The sequence below is a fragment of the Vibrio penaeicida genome (genome assembly GCF_019977755.1).
In the GTDB taxonomy this organism is placed as follows: Bacteria; Pseudomonadota; Gammaproteobacteria; order Enterobacterales; family Vibrionaceae; genus Vibrio; species Vibrio penaeicida.
This window is the reverse complement of the sequence record NZ_AP025145.1, coordinates 930,431-944,312: the sequence shown is the minus strand read 5'-3', so window position 1 is coordinate 944,312 and position 13,882 is coordinate 930,431. Positions and strand designations below refer to the sequence as shown.

Below are 13,882 nucleotides of genomic sequence, written 5' to 3'. Positions count from 1 at the left end.
TCAATACGCCTTTTGACCAGCCCTTTTAGCCAAATTAATTAAGAGCAGCTTTCTAAGGGTGTTTCTGTTTGTTGTAACTTGGAATTGGACATTTACAAGCTAGAAGGAGCAACCAAAAAAACAAGGGAATAATACCTGTATTACAACCTTATTGGCTGCATTTTGTCTAATCCCACATATTAATTGCTTTATTCGAATCTTTGTCTAAATCTGCCAGTGATTTTTGAACAGTATCCAACTGCTGTTGAGTCTTTTGTTGCTCAAGTGCTAACTCATGCTTACGTTTAGCTTTATCGATAGGCTCTCTTTCGGCTTCAACTATTTCTCTTACAGGCTCTATTGATTGCTCAATGAAAGTTCTTATGCTTGCTATTACAGCCTGTTCAACTTTTGTATTTGAACTAACAGATCGAAGTTGTTCATAAATCTCTGACGAGCGGAAAGAATCATTTAGAGTGTCAAACACCAACAGCATGTTCCCAACAGAGTTTTGTGACTCTATAAACCGCTCATTAGTTTCTTCCAACAATGAACGATATTTGTCTATTGAGTCCTCCATAGAATTAATTTGGTTTTTCAATAACTCCGTATGACTCAACTTCTCTTTTAAATCAGAGATTTCTTTCTGCAAATTATCAATTGTTCCATATGCTTCGTTCATTTGTCCCGAAAACGAAGATTCGGACTGCATAAAGGATTGCTTATCATCGTGGTGCTGCTTACGTACCCGTTCGATTTCTTTACTTAGATTCGTTTGAATAGAGTTACTTGAATTAACTTGTTGCTGCAATGAATCTCGTGTTTCACGAGTTAAATCTAACTCGCTCTGTAAATTACTTCTATCGAGGTCCCACGTAACTAAATCACGACTTAGTTTTTCTTTCCAGTACTCAGGATTCGATTCTGCTTTAGCCTTACTGGTGCGCTTCTGGCTGAGATACACATAACGATCAGCACGATGCTTTTCTTTGATTCGTTTAGCATCTACTAACCTAAATTTCTTGATGTCGATTTTGTACTGAACCCAAGGCAAGCCGAACGTATAGAACAGAGATGCTATCGCTGGATAAACAATCGTCATCATAGGTGCGCATGACCAGAATGACGGCTCCAAAGACCAAAATACTGAATCAGAATGCAGTAATTCAATTTTCTTCGCTGACGTACTGAAAACGAATGTAAGAATTGAAGCATGGTTGATAACTAACCAAGATAAAACGAACGATCCGAGGATTGGCGACTTCAATCGATTCGCTGTTGCTTGAGATAACGCAGAAACTAATTCTTTCATGAACTTACCTATGAATTGACTAAAAAGCATTCTACTTCAAAATGTGAAACTAGAGTAGTATGCTGTATTCGCTAAGTGTATGAATTGAATTAATTAGTGAGGTTTTGATGAATGATGCTAGATGTGACCACCCTAATGCAGAACCAGTATATTCTATCTACCAGTTCCAACGTCTAACAGCCATAGAAATCGAAAAGTATCGTCATCGTTTATTTTGTGTTGATTGCGGTGCAGAAGCCTTCTATCGAAGAAAAAGTATTAATGGAAATGCAGCCTGTTTCGGTTCGAATTATCATACAAGCGAATGCGATGCAGCGGCACCATCAGCGAAAGACAAAAAGATAGTTAAGCATGCTATTGAAGTAGACCAAATAGTTGCTGACTCTGAGGAAGTTCTATTTGATTTTGGATTCAGTGAACCAAAGCCTAAGAGTTCATCAGAACAGAAAACAACAAGAGTGTCCTCAAAAGGCTCCACAGCCGCATCAGGTAAAAAACATACCAAGACCTCAACGCAAGTTCGCCAATCGGTTCTAGGGATGGAGAAAGCGTTACACAGCCTGTTATCAGGTAGTAACTTGGCAACTTCTGATGTGAAGATCAAAATCAATGAGAAAGTGTCGTATCGTGCTAAGAACTTATTCGTCAATTTTGCTGATGCTGTTCCTTTAGAAGACAGTAAAGCATTCAAACCCAAAATGTTCTGGGGAACGATTTCTCACGCTGATAAAGATTTCGATTGGTTAAATCCTATCTGTAAGGATACAGGTGTAATCATTTCACCTTTCAAAGATAAACTGCTTAAATCGTTCAAAATCAAAGAGCATCGTGATTTAGATGGTGCTGGACTGATGCTATTTGGTAACTGCTACTGGAACAAAGATAAGACTCGAAAAATCATTAAAGTACACGAGATGAAGATATTCATTTCTAAGGTAGATGATTAATCACTCCCCCTATTAAATCCTCACTACTCATCGGGAATTGACCACCATGTCGTTTCCCGATAATCTCAGTTGTAACACAGTTGCTTATCGATAAATTTAATAATCATTCTGAGCATTCGACCCTATGACTACTTCCAAAATCGATCTGAACGACCTACACGACAAGAACATAAACTATTTGATTGGTGCAGGAGCATCGGCAGGTCTATTCCCTACTCTTGCACTAGACATGCAAACTGAGGGGAAATGGGAGACGATTGAAACTTTGGCTACCGAGTTCGATTCTATTGACGCTAAACACCTCAAAGCCTTGCTATTCATGTATTACTACGAGGAATGCATTAAGCCTGTTAGTTCTGTTGATTTCACTACCTTAGAAGACGATGAACAAACAGTCATTGATAATTATAAGAAGTTCATGAAATTGAACCTTGAAATTCTTCTGATCCGCCCCAACAGTTTTGGACACCAAGTTAAGTGAGTACAATCACTAACGAGGTGAACAATGACAACTAACAAAAAAACTAGAATTAAACATTCCCCTGAATTTAAGGCAGAAGCTTTGAAGCTATCAGAGAAAGTGGGAGTTGCTGCGGCAGCGAGGCAGCTCGGGTTGCATGAATCCCAGATCTACGGTTGGCGTAAGGCAATTAAAAAAGACACCAGTACCAGTCAGCGTGAAAGAGATCTCGCTGCCGAAGTCGCCAAGCTCAAAAGGCAATTGGCTGAGCAAGCTGAAGAGCTAGATATCGTAAAAAAGGCCGCCACCTACTTCGCGAAAAATCTAAAGTAGATTGCTATGAATTTATGCTAGAACACCTTCTGTGTTTCAATGTGGTCCGCATGGCTAAGGTGTTCGAAGTTTCACGAAGTGGGTTCTATTACTGGATTAAGCATCGCCACAAGGCCATCCAGCGTGAGGCAATACGCCAAAAGCTTGATGAAAAAGTCAAAAAAGCTTTTGACAATAGTAAGGGGCGTGATGGCTCAAGGCGCATCCAGAAAGAGCTAGCTGAGAATGGGGATAGCCGTAATGTTAAAACCATTGCCGCCAGTATGAAGCGTCAGGATTTAACGCCGAAAGCGGCACGCAAGTTTAAATGTACGACGGATAGCAAGCATAAGATGCCCGTAGCGCCGAACTTGCTAGCTCAAGACTTTAACGCAACGGCTCCGAATCAAAAATGGGCGGGAGATATCACGTATCTTGCCACGAGCGAAGGCTGGTTGTATCTGGCTGTCATCATCGACCTTTACTCACGACAAGTGATCGGTTGGTCAATGGATACGAGGATGACGGCAACTCTGGTCTGCGATGCATTATCAATGGCTCTGTTCCGTCGAGGGTTCCCTGAGCATGTTACTGTCCATAGTGATCGAGGTAGCCAGTATTGCTCAAAAGACTATAGGGACATAATAAGTGCTTATAACCTAAAACAAAGTATGAGTAGAAAAGGAAACTGTTGGGATAATGCGTGTGTTGAGAGCTTCTTCCATTCTATGAAAGTCGAGGCGATCCAATACGAACCGATCATGACAAGAAATGAGATGCGCCAAACGGTCTTCGAGTACATTGAGGTTGATTATAATCGGATGAGAAGGCACAGTGCTCTTGGGTATCTAAGCCCAGTTAACTTTGAACAGCAAAATGTCGCTTAATGAAGTGTCCAGTCTTGCTGGAGCAGATCATTCGTCGAAAACGAGGTTACGACAGAAAGATTAATTTCTTCACCACGAACTACGATTCCTGCCTAGCCTATGCAGCAGATGAACTCTACGAAGAAAAGTCTATTCGATTTAACATCAACGATGGCTCTCGTGGTTTCCATAAGAAAGTCGTAGAGGCTCGTAACTTCGATTGCATGACTACTGAATCAGGTATCTTCGACAGAAACAAAGAAGTCCAACGACAAATCAATCTTATCCACCTTCACGGCTCTGCTTTCTGGCGTAAGCACAACGATTCTATTCTCGTTGACTATTCTTCTGCGGATCAAATCGTTTCTGAGTCATCAATAGACAGCATGTACTACGGTGACTTCAAAGAGATGCTAGAAAGTGGCTCTCACACCGTGGAGCAGTTGTGTTCAATGACTATCGATGATGATAACAAAGCGGCATTCGAGAACACAAAAGATGACTTCTACAGGGAATATAACCAGTTACCTATCGTGAACCCTACAAAATGGAAGTTTCACGAAACAGTATTTGAAGAACACTACTACCAAATGTTGCGTCACCTTAGTTATGAGTTAGAAAAGCCAAATAGCGTATTGATAGCCTTCGGGTTCTCATTTGCTGATGAGCATATCAGGAACTTGATTAAACGCTCTCTGACGAACCCTACACTACAGGTATACATCTGTTGCTACAGAGAAACGATAATCCCCGAATTAAAGAAGCATTTCTCTGACTTCAATAACATCAAGTACATTGTCCATGAAGAAGGTGAAGCATTAGATTTCTCTTACTTCAATTCTCACGTCCTAACTCTTGGTGAGGATGACGCATGAGCATCTTCATTGGTGAGGTAACAGCGGTAAACGGCATTCAAATTACGCTAACCGTTGATGAAACGTCGAACAAAGACACCATTTTCCATGAAGGTCAGCGATACAAAGGTATCTCCATCAGAGAGTACGTTTCAATTCAACGTGGTTTCCGTGACATTGTGTGTATTGTCGAAGGCGAGTACTTAGATGAAAGACGTTTCCAAGAGAGCACGGATAAAATCGAGTACGTCCGAAAGGTACATATTCGACCTATTGGCTACATTGAAAATGGAAAGTTCTTTGAAGGTATCAAGTTCTTACCGTTAATCCGTGATCCTGCATTCCTGTTGCCAGAACAAGCCCTAAAGACGGTTTACTCATCTAGTGGCGAATCAGATTTCTGCATTGGATCATTGTTAAAAGAAGGAATTGAAATATCTCTACCTTGGCAGAGACTATTTAATACACACATTGGTATTTTCGGTAATACTGGTAGCGGTAAATCGAATACTCTAACGAAACTCTTCACTACTTTGTTCGATGAAAAGCATGAACAAATCATACCTGTCAGTAAATTTGTACTGCTTGATTTCAATGGGGAGTACATCAAAGATCAGATTGTTTCTTCTTCTGACAAAAACGTTATTGACCTCAACACAGATAAAGCAAAACATCAGTTCCCACTAGCAGATCACGAATTTTGGAACGCAGAGACTCTTTCTATTCTTTTTCAAGCCACTCCGAACACACAAAAACCTTTTATAAGCAGTGTATTGAGAGGACGTGAAAAGTATAAGGATTCTCCAGATACTTTATTACGCTATATCAAAGAAACGATTAAGTTCTGCTTTGTATCAACATCACAGAAGCCAGAAACTCTCGACTTATTAAAGCGAGTGGTAGGGGTGATTAATGGTCAAGATGTGCTAACAAGACTAGAAAACATTATCTGGCATTCGAGACAAAATAAGTTCAAATATGAACCGATACATAATGCTTTCTTCGATACCCAAGAGCGATACACTGAGATACTTGAACCATACGTGTCCAACATCACTCTTCATGAATTGTCTCCGTTCGCAGAGTTCACACTACGCTGCGAGTTAAAACTCATTTGGGATGTTATGTATGGCTCCGTTCAATTTGAACACATTCAACCGCTTCTAAAACGTGCGGAATCATCTCTCAACGGACTGTCCAAAGTAATTAAGGTTAAATCTAGTGACGATAAGGGTGACGATGAAGATAAGGCTCTAACGGTCATCTCACTGCGTAACTGTAACCAAGACGTGAAGAAAATCATTCCCCTTCTTGTAACGAAGCACTATTACAATTCTCACAAAAAACTGGTTAAGAAAAGCCCTCCAGAAAAGACACTGCACCTAATCATTGATGAGGCACATAACATCCTTTCTCAACAATCAGTACGTGAACAGGCTAACTGGAAAGATTATCGTTTAGAGTTGTTTGAAGAATTGATTAAGGAAGGTCGTAAGTTCGGTATTTTCCTGACGTTATCGAGTCAACGACCTGCTGATATCTCTGCAACGATTATGTCTCAGTTGCACAATTTCTTTATTCATCGTTTAGTTAACGACCGCGATTTGTTCTTGCTGGATAACACCATCAGTACATTAGATTCTGTCTCTCGCTCATTAATTCCAAACCTATCAAGAGGCTCATGTATTATCACTGGTACTTCGTTTGACTTACCTATGTTGATTCAAGTAGATGAGTTGAGCGACAACAGCAAACCTGACAGTAATGACGTTCTTTTAGATAACCTCTGGGCAGATAAAACCGAAAAAGTTCCTACTTGGCTCTGAATTAGTCTGGTATGGATTCTTTTCTAGTGACCAACCCGTTTTGGAGCCAAAAAAGAGCCAATCTAACGGTCTCACTCTTTTGAATAGGAACAGATTTCTGTTGAGAGAGATTCAGGATACGGTAGCAGGTTACTGACACGTCTTTTTCGCAAACTTTTGCATCGCCTCGGCAAAGGTTGTTGTTCCGCCTTTCGCTTTAACTTGTATTACTTTGTATCCCATTTTTTCTAGTGCTTGGCGCTCTGCCAAAACGGCTTTATCGTCTTGCTGGCTACCTTGGGCTGGCTGGTGAATGTAACACCCTTCTAGTTGCCCATCTTCGACCAGCTGGTGATGTCTCAGTGCATTGATATCAAAATTCATAGTTTGTCTTTTCGTTTTAAAGAGGCGTGCAGTGGTGGGTTACATTCGCTTTAAAGGCTTAACCACGCTATCAAGCCCTTCAATTTTCAGTGCTAGACAAAGCTTCAAAAGCTCACCCAGTTCGCCTTGTGGCCACCCTTTCTTATCAAACCAGAGTAGGTACTCTTCTGGCAAATCGATTAGTACCCTGCCTGCGTATTTTCCAAATGGCATTTGCATTCGAGCGAGTTTGATTAAATTTTCTTTTTCCAACATATACCCAAATCACCCAAAAAATTATTTCGCAGCAGAATACCAAATCTTTTAAACAAAAGCTGATTCTATCTCAACCTTAATTGTGATAATGATTATCATTTGTGATATAAGGGACGCAATTAAATAATAATCATATTAAGGATTTAAATATGTTTAAAAAATGGTTAATGCCCACCCTTTTGCTCCTCACCTTTCAGGCGTTTGCATCCATTGAAGTGAAAGACGAACTGAGCACGTTAAAACTAGAAAAAGCGCCTGTTCGAGTTGTGGCGCTTGAATTCAGCTTTGTTGATGCGTTAGCTAACCTTAGTGTTTCTCCTATTGGTGTTGCCGACGATGGCGACGTTAACCGAGTTATAGAGCCAATACGCAATAAGATCTCAGATTGGACGTCGGTAGGCTCTCGTTCTCAACCGAGCTTAGAAGTTATCTCGTCGCTAAAACCCGATTTAATCATTGCCGATATCGAACGCCATGAAGCGATCTATGAAGATCTTAAACGTATTGCGCCAACGCTAATTCTTAAAAGCCGTGGCGAAACCTACGAAGATAACCTCGCTGCGGGTGTAAAAATCGCCGCTGCATTTGATCGCGAAGAAGAAATGAGGTCGCTGGTTGCTGCGCACAGTAAGCGTATGGATGAGGTGGCGAATCGTGTGAACGAAAAAGCGACGGTTATGTTTGCTGTCTCTACATCTAAGGGCGTTTGGATGCACGGCCCTAAAGCTTACGCTGGCGGTGTCGTTTCTCGTTTAGGCCTTAGCTCTCCTATTACAGAGGATGGTGGCAAAGCTTACATCGGCACGACATTAGAAAACCTAGTTAAGCTGAACCCAGACTATTTCCTTGTGGGTGAGTACGGCTCAGAAACCACCGTAGATAAATACAAGCAAAACCCACTTTGGCCATTAATGACATCGGTTAAGAACGATCAATACGTAGAGACAGATGCAAGATTGTGGTCTCTAAACCGTGGGATGATCGCTGCAGAAATCATGGCTTCAGAAATTGAACACTTGCTAAGACAGTAATGGAAACAACACTTTCAATTACAAAACGTCAGCCCTACCGCTTTCCAGCGATGATCTTAGGGCTGATGTTTTTTCTTATTTTGGGTATGGGCTGGTCGCTGATTAATGCGGCCAGTTTTCCTATGAACTGGGCTGATGTTGCCGATTTCCTAATGCGTAGAGAAGGCAATGTTATCCACCAACACATTATCTATTCCATCCGTTTACCTCGCACTTTAGCCGCGACCTTTGTGGGCGTTGGGCTTGGTGTCGCGGGTTTGTTAATGCAGTCGATCACGCGAAACCCACTCTCCTCCCCTTCTATCTTAGGGGTAAGTGCGGGTGCCGCGTTTGCGTTTGCCTTCGCATCTACAGGTTTACTGCCGTGGCTTGAATCCGTCCCTGTTCTGGTTGTTACGTTTGCAGGTGCTGCATTTGCCGGCACGTTGGTGTTCTTCCTTGCTGGGCTTCATACTGCTAGACCGCACCCACTTCGTATTATTCTTGCCGGTATCGCGCTGAACTTTTTGTTTATCTCTCTTACGCGTGCTGCCGTTATCTTTGCAGACGAAAATGCCTATGGTGTGTTGCATTGGCTCACGGGTTCCGTCGCGAATACGGATTGGGATGACGCATTGTTAGTGATACCTAGCGTAACCATTGGCTTTTTGGTTTCGGTCTATCTGGCGTTTCAGCTCAACCTGCTCAAACTGGGAGAAGAATTGATGCGCTCGGTTGGCGGCAATCTTTTCCGTGTTCGAACAATAAGCAGTATTGTTGTCGTTTTACTTATTGCGTCCAGCGTCAGTGTCGCAGGGCCAATCGCCTTTGTTGGTTTGATTGCTCCGCATCTCGCTCGCTTTTTGGTGGGCTCGGATATTCGATCTCAACTGCCTGTAACGGCGCTTCTTGGTGCAAATCTCGTTATGTATTCTGATATTGCCAGTCGATACCTTTCGCAAGGGCAAGAAACGCCCGTCGGCATTATTACCACGATGATTGGTGCGTTGTTCTTCCTTGGTTTCGTTCGTTTGAAAATGGGAGAGATCCGATGATTCGTTGGTATCACTGGACTGCGTTGCTCGGTTTTATTTGGGTAGGATTTGCGACATGGCACGTTAGCGCAGGCGCGGTTGTTATTCCATGGGACCAAATATTCTCGACATTATTTGGGCAGTCCACCGAACATGAGTTCGTGCTGTACGGATACAGAATGCCAAGAATGTTGGTGGCAAGCTTAGTTGGAGGAGCGTTAGCGCTCTCTGGATTGCTGGTTCAAGGCGTCGTGAGAAACCCATTAGCCTCGCCCGATATTCTTGGCGTAACGTCTGGTGCCAGTTTCGCGGTTGTTGTTGCCAATATATTTTTTAACGACATGCCCATCCATTGGTTGCCTGTTGTCGCGCTCACGGGCGGAGCCGTGTCTACGCTTATTTTGTTGTTACTCGCGAAAGGCTTGCTCGATAGACCCGCCTCTTTTGCCTTGGTCGGCATTGCGCTCGCTGCTGTTTTTTCTGCTGGTATCGATTTTCTTTTGGTGAGTTTTCCATTGGAAATCAATACCTCAATGGTTTGGCTAACTGGATCGGTCTGGGGGCGAAATTGGACACACGTGCCGACATTGGTTCTTTGGTTACTTTGTTTAGTGCCTTTTGCGATTTACCTCGCTTATAAACTGGATCTACTCAGCCTAGGCGACGACACGGCCCACAGTTTGGGGGTGGCGGTGCCATTCACTCGGTTATTTGCTTTGGTAGTCTCCATTGCGCTGGCGTGTGTGGCAGTGTCTATTTGTGGCAACATTGGTTTTATCGGTTTGGTTGCACCACACGCGGCACGAATGATGGTAAGAGGGAGCCACCTTGTACTCATTCCGGCAACCATTCTCATTGGGGCGGTTTTGCTACTCAGCGCCGACCTGTTTGCTCGAATATTACTGCCACCTATCGAGCTTCCTGCTGGTGTGCTTACTGCCTTCATTGGCGCACCCTACTTTATCTATTTACTCAGCCGTTACAAACATTGGTAATTATGAATCAATCTACTGCATTCCGTGTGAACAACCTGGAATTAAAATACCAACAGAACATCATTATCGAGTCACTCAGCACCACTATTCAAAAGGGAAAAATGACGGCGCTGATTGGCCCGAATGGCTGTGGTAAATCGACCTTTTTGAAATCACTTGTCCGATTACTTAAGCCTTCTAAAGGGGATGTTTTTCTTTATGGCGACAAACCGGTTCAAGGTTTTAAGGATAAGGAATACGCCGCTCAGGTTTCTCTCCTACCCCAAACTCCAATTATTCCTGAAGGCATTGCAGTAAAAGAGCTAGTGGGATATGGGCGCGCACCTTATCTCAATGCCATGGGAAGGCTTTCAGTCTCAGACAAGCAAGCCGTAGACGAGGCAATGGAAACCACAGGCGTAGCCGAATTGGCGACGAGAAGGGTTGATGAACTTTCAGGAGGTCAACGACAGCGAGTTTGGATTGCTATGGTGTTGGCACAAAATACGGATATTATTTTGCTTGATGAACCGACAACGTATCTGGACTTGTCACACCAATACGAGCTGCTCGACTTGATGGAACGGCTTGTGAAACAAGGAAAAACCGTCGTTGTGGTGCTTCACGATCTTAGCCAAGCGTGCCGGTATGCCGATGAACTCATCATCTTAAAAGCGGGTGATTTGTACGCTCAAGGCTCACCAAACACTGTGTTTACTGAAAATATGCTTAGCGAGGTATTCAACCTAAACGCGCGCATTATTCTTGACCCAGAAACACAAACGCCAATGGCGATTCCGAGAGCGGCTAAGCCAATAGAAAGCATTGCTTAACCGCGTTATGAATTCAACAGCCCACCAAATGTGGGCTGTTCTGTCTTCTAGAGGTTTAATATTGCTATCTATTTAAAACCCAGATTCAAACTTACTTTTTGTAGATGCTCACACCATCTTTTAGCGTTTCTAACACCTGCACATCTTTAATTGACATGGGATCTATATCCAGCGGATCTTTGTCTAACAATACTAAGTCTGCCCTTTTACCCAGTTCTATGGTGCCTTTCTCGTTCTCTTCAAAATTTTGATACGCGCTGTTTATTGTTATGGCTTCAAGTGCTTGATACGGGCTAATTTTATGATGCTCACCAAGTGTTTTTCCTGTGCGTGTCACGCGGTTAACCGCTGTCCACATATTCGTCATCATATCTGGAAAGAGCACGGGAGCATCCATGTGAATGGTAAACATGAGTTCGTTTGAGTTTGCCCACCCCATTGGTGATATGTTCGAGGCTCGCCAAGGACCTAAAACCGAGTCACGATGCCAGTCTCCCCAAAAATATGTATGGGCAGGAAAAAACGACGGAATCATTCTGTTTTCTTTCATCCGCTTGATTTGATCAAGTCGCGTGGTTTGGGCATGAATAACCACTGTTCTGCGATCTTTCAAACCGTAGATTGAATCGGCCCTTTCAACCGCATTGAGAAGTAAGTCTGCTGAGGCATCTCCATTGCTGTGGCTTAGGATCTGCGCATCCATTTTGTATGCCGTTTCAACCCACTGGTTCATCTCTTCCTGCGATAAAACTGGATAGCCATGGTAATCATAAGCGTGGCTGTGTGGCGGCACATAGTAAGGGGTAGAAAGATACGCGGTTTTGCCTTGAGGTGAACCATCCCCAACGAGTTTTATTCCGGCTAACGTAAAACCATTTATGCTGGTTTTCATGGGGATAAGTGACGATGCTTCTTCCAAATCCACCCACTTGGCGTACGCGAGTAAATCAATTTTCAGTAAATTTTGTTCTGCCATCGATTTCATCGCAGAGATGGCAGGAAGCGTCGCTAACCCCTCTTGTGCCGTTGTAATACCATAACTGGCAAAGAGGTCTTGCACCTTGGTAAATTTTCTAATCGCGTCTTGTTTTGTGGTTTCTGGCAGGCTATTGAGAATTGCATAAACGGCAGATTCCTCTAGAACGCCCGTCATTTCCCCATCTTCGCTACGGCGTATCACCCCTCCTGCGGGATCGGGAGTAGTGTTGTCATAACCGATAAATGCTAAACCTTTTGTGTTACACGTGGCTAAATGCCCCGAAATATGAGTAGCGCAAAACGCATATCCTTGGCTTATTGCATCGAGTTCTTCTTTGGTTGGGTGCCGGTTTTCTTCCAACTCTGCATCATCGTAACCAAAGGCGACATGCAAGATATTTTGGTTAGGATCTTGAGAATCAAAATAAGGCTTCATCGCTGTACCGATGTCGGTCAATGAATTTACATTGCCCATCGGCGCTGGGTAGAGAAACTGACTTTCGATTAAGGGAATGTACTGTGCGAAATGACCATGCGAGTCTATAAATCCGGGAACGACGGTTTTTCCTTCGAGATTACGCACAACAGTATTCTCGCCTTTCAGTTGAAGCATCTCGATATTGCTCCCGACTGCTATTATGTTCCCATCTTTTATAGCAATAGACTGCGCACGATCTGCTACTCCCGTCATTGAGATAACATTACCGTGCGACAAAATTAAATCAGGGCTCGCAAAACAGAAAGAAGAGACAAGGGCAAAGCTCGCGGCGATTGGTGTATATATTTTCATATTTAACTCGCGAAGGTTGAATCAACCATTGGTTACGTTAAATCAATAATACGACCTAACCTCACCCACTAAAAATCACTTTTGAACGTATTTTCCCATCATAAACACTCATTGATGCAGCTATTGAAGAATCTGATCACGAGATAAGGTTATCGAATCGAGGGTTACCGCGTAAAGGTTCGAAATCTTTTTCTTCATAGATATGGTCCCGAACAGATGGGCTAGATTGGATGGCTTTTTCCAAGTCTTCTATCGCTTGCTCTTCTGCACCTAAACGAGAATACGCACAGGCTCTCTGATACAGGGCTGGACCATTCAATTCGTCGAGATCCAAAACGCGATTACACAAGCTTAATGCCCAGTGATATTCACGAATTTCCATTGCTGCGTCGGCTTTGTATGTCATTGCTTCTAAATCACCGGGGCGAATACGCAATATTTCGTCGTAGATCTCCATTCGTTGCTCTGGCGTCGGCATACTTTGCGCTCTTAGCCACAAGTTGTGGATCTCGTTTATCACTTCTATATCTTTGTTATTCTGACTAATAATGCGCGTTTTGCGTTTTAAGTCTCTTTCAAGTTCAAGGAATTTTTTCTCGTACTCCAGCGCGATATCGTCCAAGCGTTTATCCGCCATTTCTTTGGTGTTATTTTTAAATTCTCTGAGTGATTGCCAGCCCACCAACGCAATAAGCGAAGCGACACCCGCAATGATGTAGAAGAAATAGGTTACGGTGACATTTGCGTAATTCAATGACTTGTCGGCTACTTGCAACTCTCTTTCGGTAAACTGTACAGTAAGCCGCTTTTCTAGCGATTGCTGTTCCGATCTTAGCGCTTTCAATTCATCCAAAATGTAGCGCTCCATTAATGGCCTATCTAACAGATCGGATTCGGAGTACTTCTGGGGAGTTTCTGCAATGACAAAGCCTGACAACATAACAGTAAGCAGGAGCAAAAAACGCATTTGCATGGCTGGCCTATTGATAAAATAAATATGTATTTAGTTAACTCTAGCAATACCAGTAACTGATTCAAAGAATGGAAATAACGTGTGTGTTTAATGATGTGAGCTAACGCTACAAAAAT

Annotated in this window: 14 protein-coding genes; 9 read left to right on the top strand and 5 right to left on the bottom strand. The window is 42.9% G+C overall.

Annotated features, from left to right (window positions below):
- Nucleotides 1-166 precede the first annotated feature (166 nt).
- Nucleotides 167-1,291 (bottom strand): coiled-coil domain-containing protein, encoded by a 1,125-nt coding sequence (locus LDO37_RS22535; protein ID WP_126607079.1) that lies wholly within the window; start codon nucleotides 1,289-1,291, stop codon nucleotides 167-169.
- Nucleotides 1,292-1,398: 107 nt separating this feature from the next.
- Between LDO37_RS22535 and LDO37_RS22530 the strand changes: the two genes are divergently transcribed.
- The 5 genes from LDO37_RS22530 (at nucleotide 1,399) to LDO37_RS22510 (ending at nucleotide 6,556) form a co-directional block, all read left to right on the top strand.
- The gene (locus LDO37_RS22530; protein ID WP_126607078.1) at nucleotides 1,399-2,238 is read left to right on the top strand and encodes a hypothetical protein; all 840 of its coding nucleotides are present in this window, start codon (nucleotides 1,399-1,401) and stop codon (nucleotides 2,236-2,238) included.
- A gap of 124 nt (nucleotides 2,239-2,362) precedes the next feature.
- Entirely contained in the window at nucleotides 2,363-2,719 is a 357-nt protein-coding gene (locus tag LDO37_RS22525; RefSeq protein ID WP_224055893.1) for a hypothetical protein, read from the top strand.
- Nucleotides 2,720-2,743: 24 nt separating this feature from the next.
- A protein-coding gene (locus LDO37_RS22520) for an IS3 family transposase (RefSeq protein ID WP_224055256.1) occupies nucleotides 2,744-3,897 on the top strand; the annotation gives its coding sequence in 2 pieces (ribosomal slippage) (nucleotides 2,744-2,990 and nucleotides 2,990-3,897; 1,155 coding nt in all).
- On the top strand, nucleotides 3,897-4,751 hold the full coding sequence (locus LDO37_RS22515; RefSeq protein ID WP_224055892.1) for an SIR2 family protein: 855 nt from the start codon (nucleotides 3,897-3,899) through the stop codon (nucleotides 4,749-4,751). Before LDO37_RS22520 ends, LDO37_RS22515 begins: the two co-directional genes overlap by 1 nt.
- On the top strand, nucleotides 4,748-6,556 hold the full coding sequence (locus LDO37_RS22510) for an ATP-binding protein (protein WP_126607339.1): 1,809 nt from the start codon (nucleotides 4,748-4,750) through the stop codon (nucleotides 6,554-6,556). Before LDO37_RS22515 ends, LDO37_RS22510 begins: the two co-directional genes overlap by 4 nt.
- A gap of 129 nt (nucleotides 6,557-6,685) precedes the next feature.
- Here LDO37_RS22510 and LDO37_RS22505 read toward each other — a convergent pair whose 3' ends face one another.
- Together LDO37_RS22505 and LDO37_RS22500 are read right to left on the bottom strand one after the other, a co-directional pair.
- Entirely contained in the window at nucleotides 6,686-6,919 is a 234-nt protein-coding gene (locus LDO37_RS22505; RefSeq protein ID WP_126607338.1) for a hypothetical protein, read from the bottom strand.
- Nucleotides 6,920-6,958: 39 nt separating this feature from the next.
- On the bottom strand, nucleotides 6,959-7,174 hold the full coding sequence (locus LDO37_RS22500) for a DUF3820 family protein (protein WP_101114321.1): 216 nt from the start codon (nucleotides 7,172-7,174) through the stop codon (nucleotides 6,959-6,961).
- Between the two features lie 149 nt (nucleotides 7,175-7,323).
- Here LDO37_RS22500 and LDO37_RS22495 point away from each other — a divergent pair, with 149 nt between their 5' ends.
- From LDO37_RS22495 to LDO37_RS22480, 4 genes are read left to right on the top strand one after another with little or no spacing between them, the layout of a single operon-like run.
- Nucleotides 7,324-8,205, top strand: a complete 882-nt coding sequence (locus LDO37_RS22495) for a Fe(3+) dicitrate ABC transporter substrate-binding protein (protein WP_126607264.1) — start codon at nucleotides 7,324-7,326, stop codon at nucleotides 8,203-8,205.
- A complete protein-coding gene (locus LDO37_RS22490; protein WP_126607259.1) occupies nucleotides 8,205-9,239 on the top strand; it encodes a FecCD family ABC transporter permease in 1,035 nt (344 codons plus the stop codon). The genes LDO37_RS22495 and LDO37_RS22490 overlap by 1 nt, the downstream gene beginning before the upstream one ends.
- Nucleotides 9,236-10,213, top strand: a complete 978-nt coding sequence (locus LDO37_RS22485) for an iron chelate uptake ABC transporter family permease subunit (protein WP_126607260.1) — start codon at nucleotides 9,236-9,238, stop codon at nucleotides 10,211-10,213. Before LDO37_RS22490 ends, LDO37_RS22485 begins: the two co-directional genes overlap by 4 nt.
- 2 nt (nucleotides 10,214-10,215) lie before the next feature.
- A complete protein-coding gene (locus LDO37_RS22480) occupies nucleotides 10,216-11,025 on the top strand; it encodes an ATP-binding cassette domain-containing protein (protein WP_126607261.1) in 810 nt (269 codons plus the stop codon).
- Between the two features lie 91 nt (nucleotides 11,026-11,116).
- Here LDO37_RS22480 and LDO37_RS22475 read toward each other — a convergent pair whose 3' ends face one another.
- Nucleotides 11,117-12,793 carry an amidohydrolase gene (locus LDO37_RS22475; protein ID WP_126607262.1) on the bottom strand — a complete coding sequence of 559 codons (1,677 nt, stop codon included), beginning with the start codon at nucleotides 12,791-12,793 and terminating at the stop codon, nucleotides 11,117-11,119.
- A gap of 136 nt (nucleotides 12,794-12,929) precedes the next feature.
- Entirely contained in the window at nucleotides 12,930-13,733 is an 804-nt protein-coding gene (locus tag LDO37_RS22470; protein ID WP_399482021.1) for a TPR end-of-group domain-containing protein, read from the bottom strand.
- Nucleotides 13,734-13,882 lie beyond the last annotated feature (149 nt).

Bases quoted from the DNA above. Each gene is read 5' to 3' on its own strand.
- LDO37_RS22500 (WP_101114321.1), bottom strand. From the start codon at position 7,174: ATGTTGGAAAAAGAAAATTTAATCAAACTCGCTCGAATGCAAATGCCA.
- LDO37_RS22490 (WP_126607259.1), top strand. From the start codon at position 8,205: ATGGAAACAACACTTTCAATTACAAAACGTCAGCCCTACCGCTTTCCA.
- LDO37_RS22505 (WP_126607338.1), bottom strand. From the start codon at position 6,919: ATGAATTTTGATATCAATGCACTGAGACATCACCAGCTGGTCGAAGAT.
- LDO37_RS22480 (WP_126607261.1), top strand. From the start codon at position 10,216: ATGAATCAATCTACTGCATTCCGTGTGAACAACCTGGAATTAAAATAC.
- LDO37_RS22495 (WP_126607264.1), top strand. From the start codon at position 7,324: ATGTTTAAAAAATGGTTAATGCCCACCCTTTTGCTCCTCACCTTTCAG.
- LDO37_RS22535 (WP_126607079.1), bottom strand. From the start codon at position 1,291: ATGAAAGAATTAGTTTCTGCGTTATCTCAAGCAACAGCGAATCGATTG.
- LDO37_RS22530 (WP_126607078.1), top strand. From the start codon at position 1,399: ATGAATGATGCTAGATGTGACCACCCTAATGCAGAACCAGTATATTCT.
- LDO37_RS22525 (WP_224055893.1), top strand. From the start codon at position 2,363: ATGACTACTTCCAAAATCGATCTGAACGACCTACACGACAAGAACATA.
- LDO37_RS22510 (WP_126607339.1), top strand. From the start codon at position 4,748: ATGAGCATCTTCATTGGTGAGGTAACAGCGGTAAACGGCATTCAAATT.
- LDO37_RS22485 (WP_126607260.1), top strand. From the start codon at position 9,236: ATGATTCGTTGGTATCACTGGACTGCGTTGCTCGGTTTTATTTGGGTA.
- LDO37_RS22475 (WP_126607262.1), bottom strand. From the start codon at position 12,793: ATGAAAATATATACACCAATCGCCGCGAGCTTTGCCCTTGTCTCTTCT.
- LDO37_RS22470 (WP_399482021.1), bottom strand. From the start codon at position 13,733: ATGTTGTCAGGCTTTGTCATTGCAGAAACTCCCCAGAAGTACTCCGAA.
- LDO37_RS22515 (WP_224055892.1), top strand. From the start codon at position 3,897: ATGAAGTGTCCAGTCTTGCTGGAGCAGATCATTCGTCGAAAACGAGGT.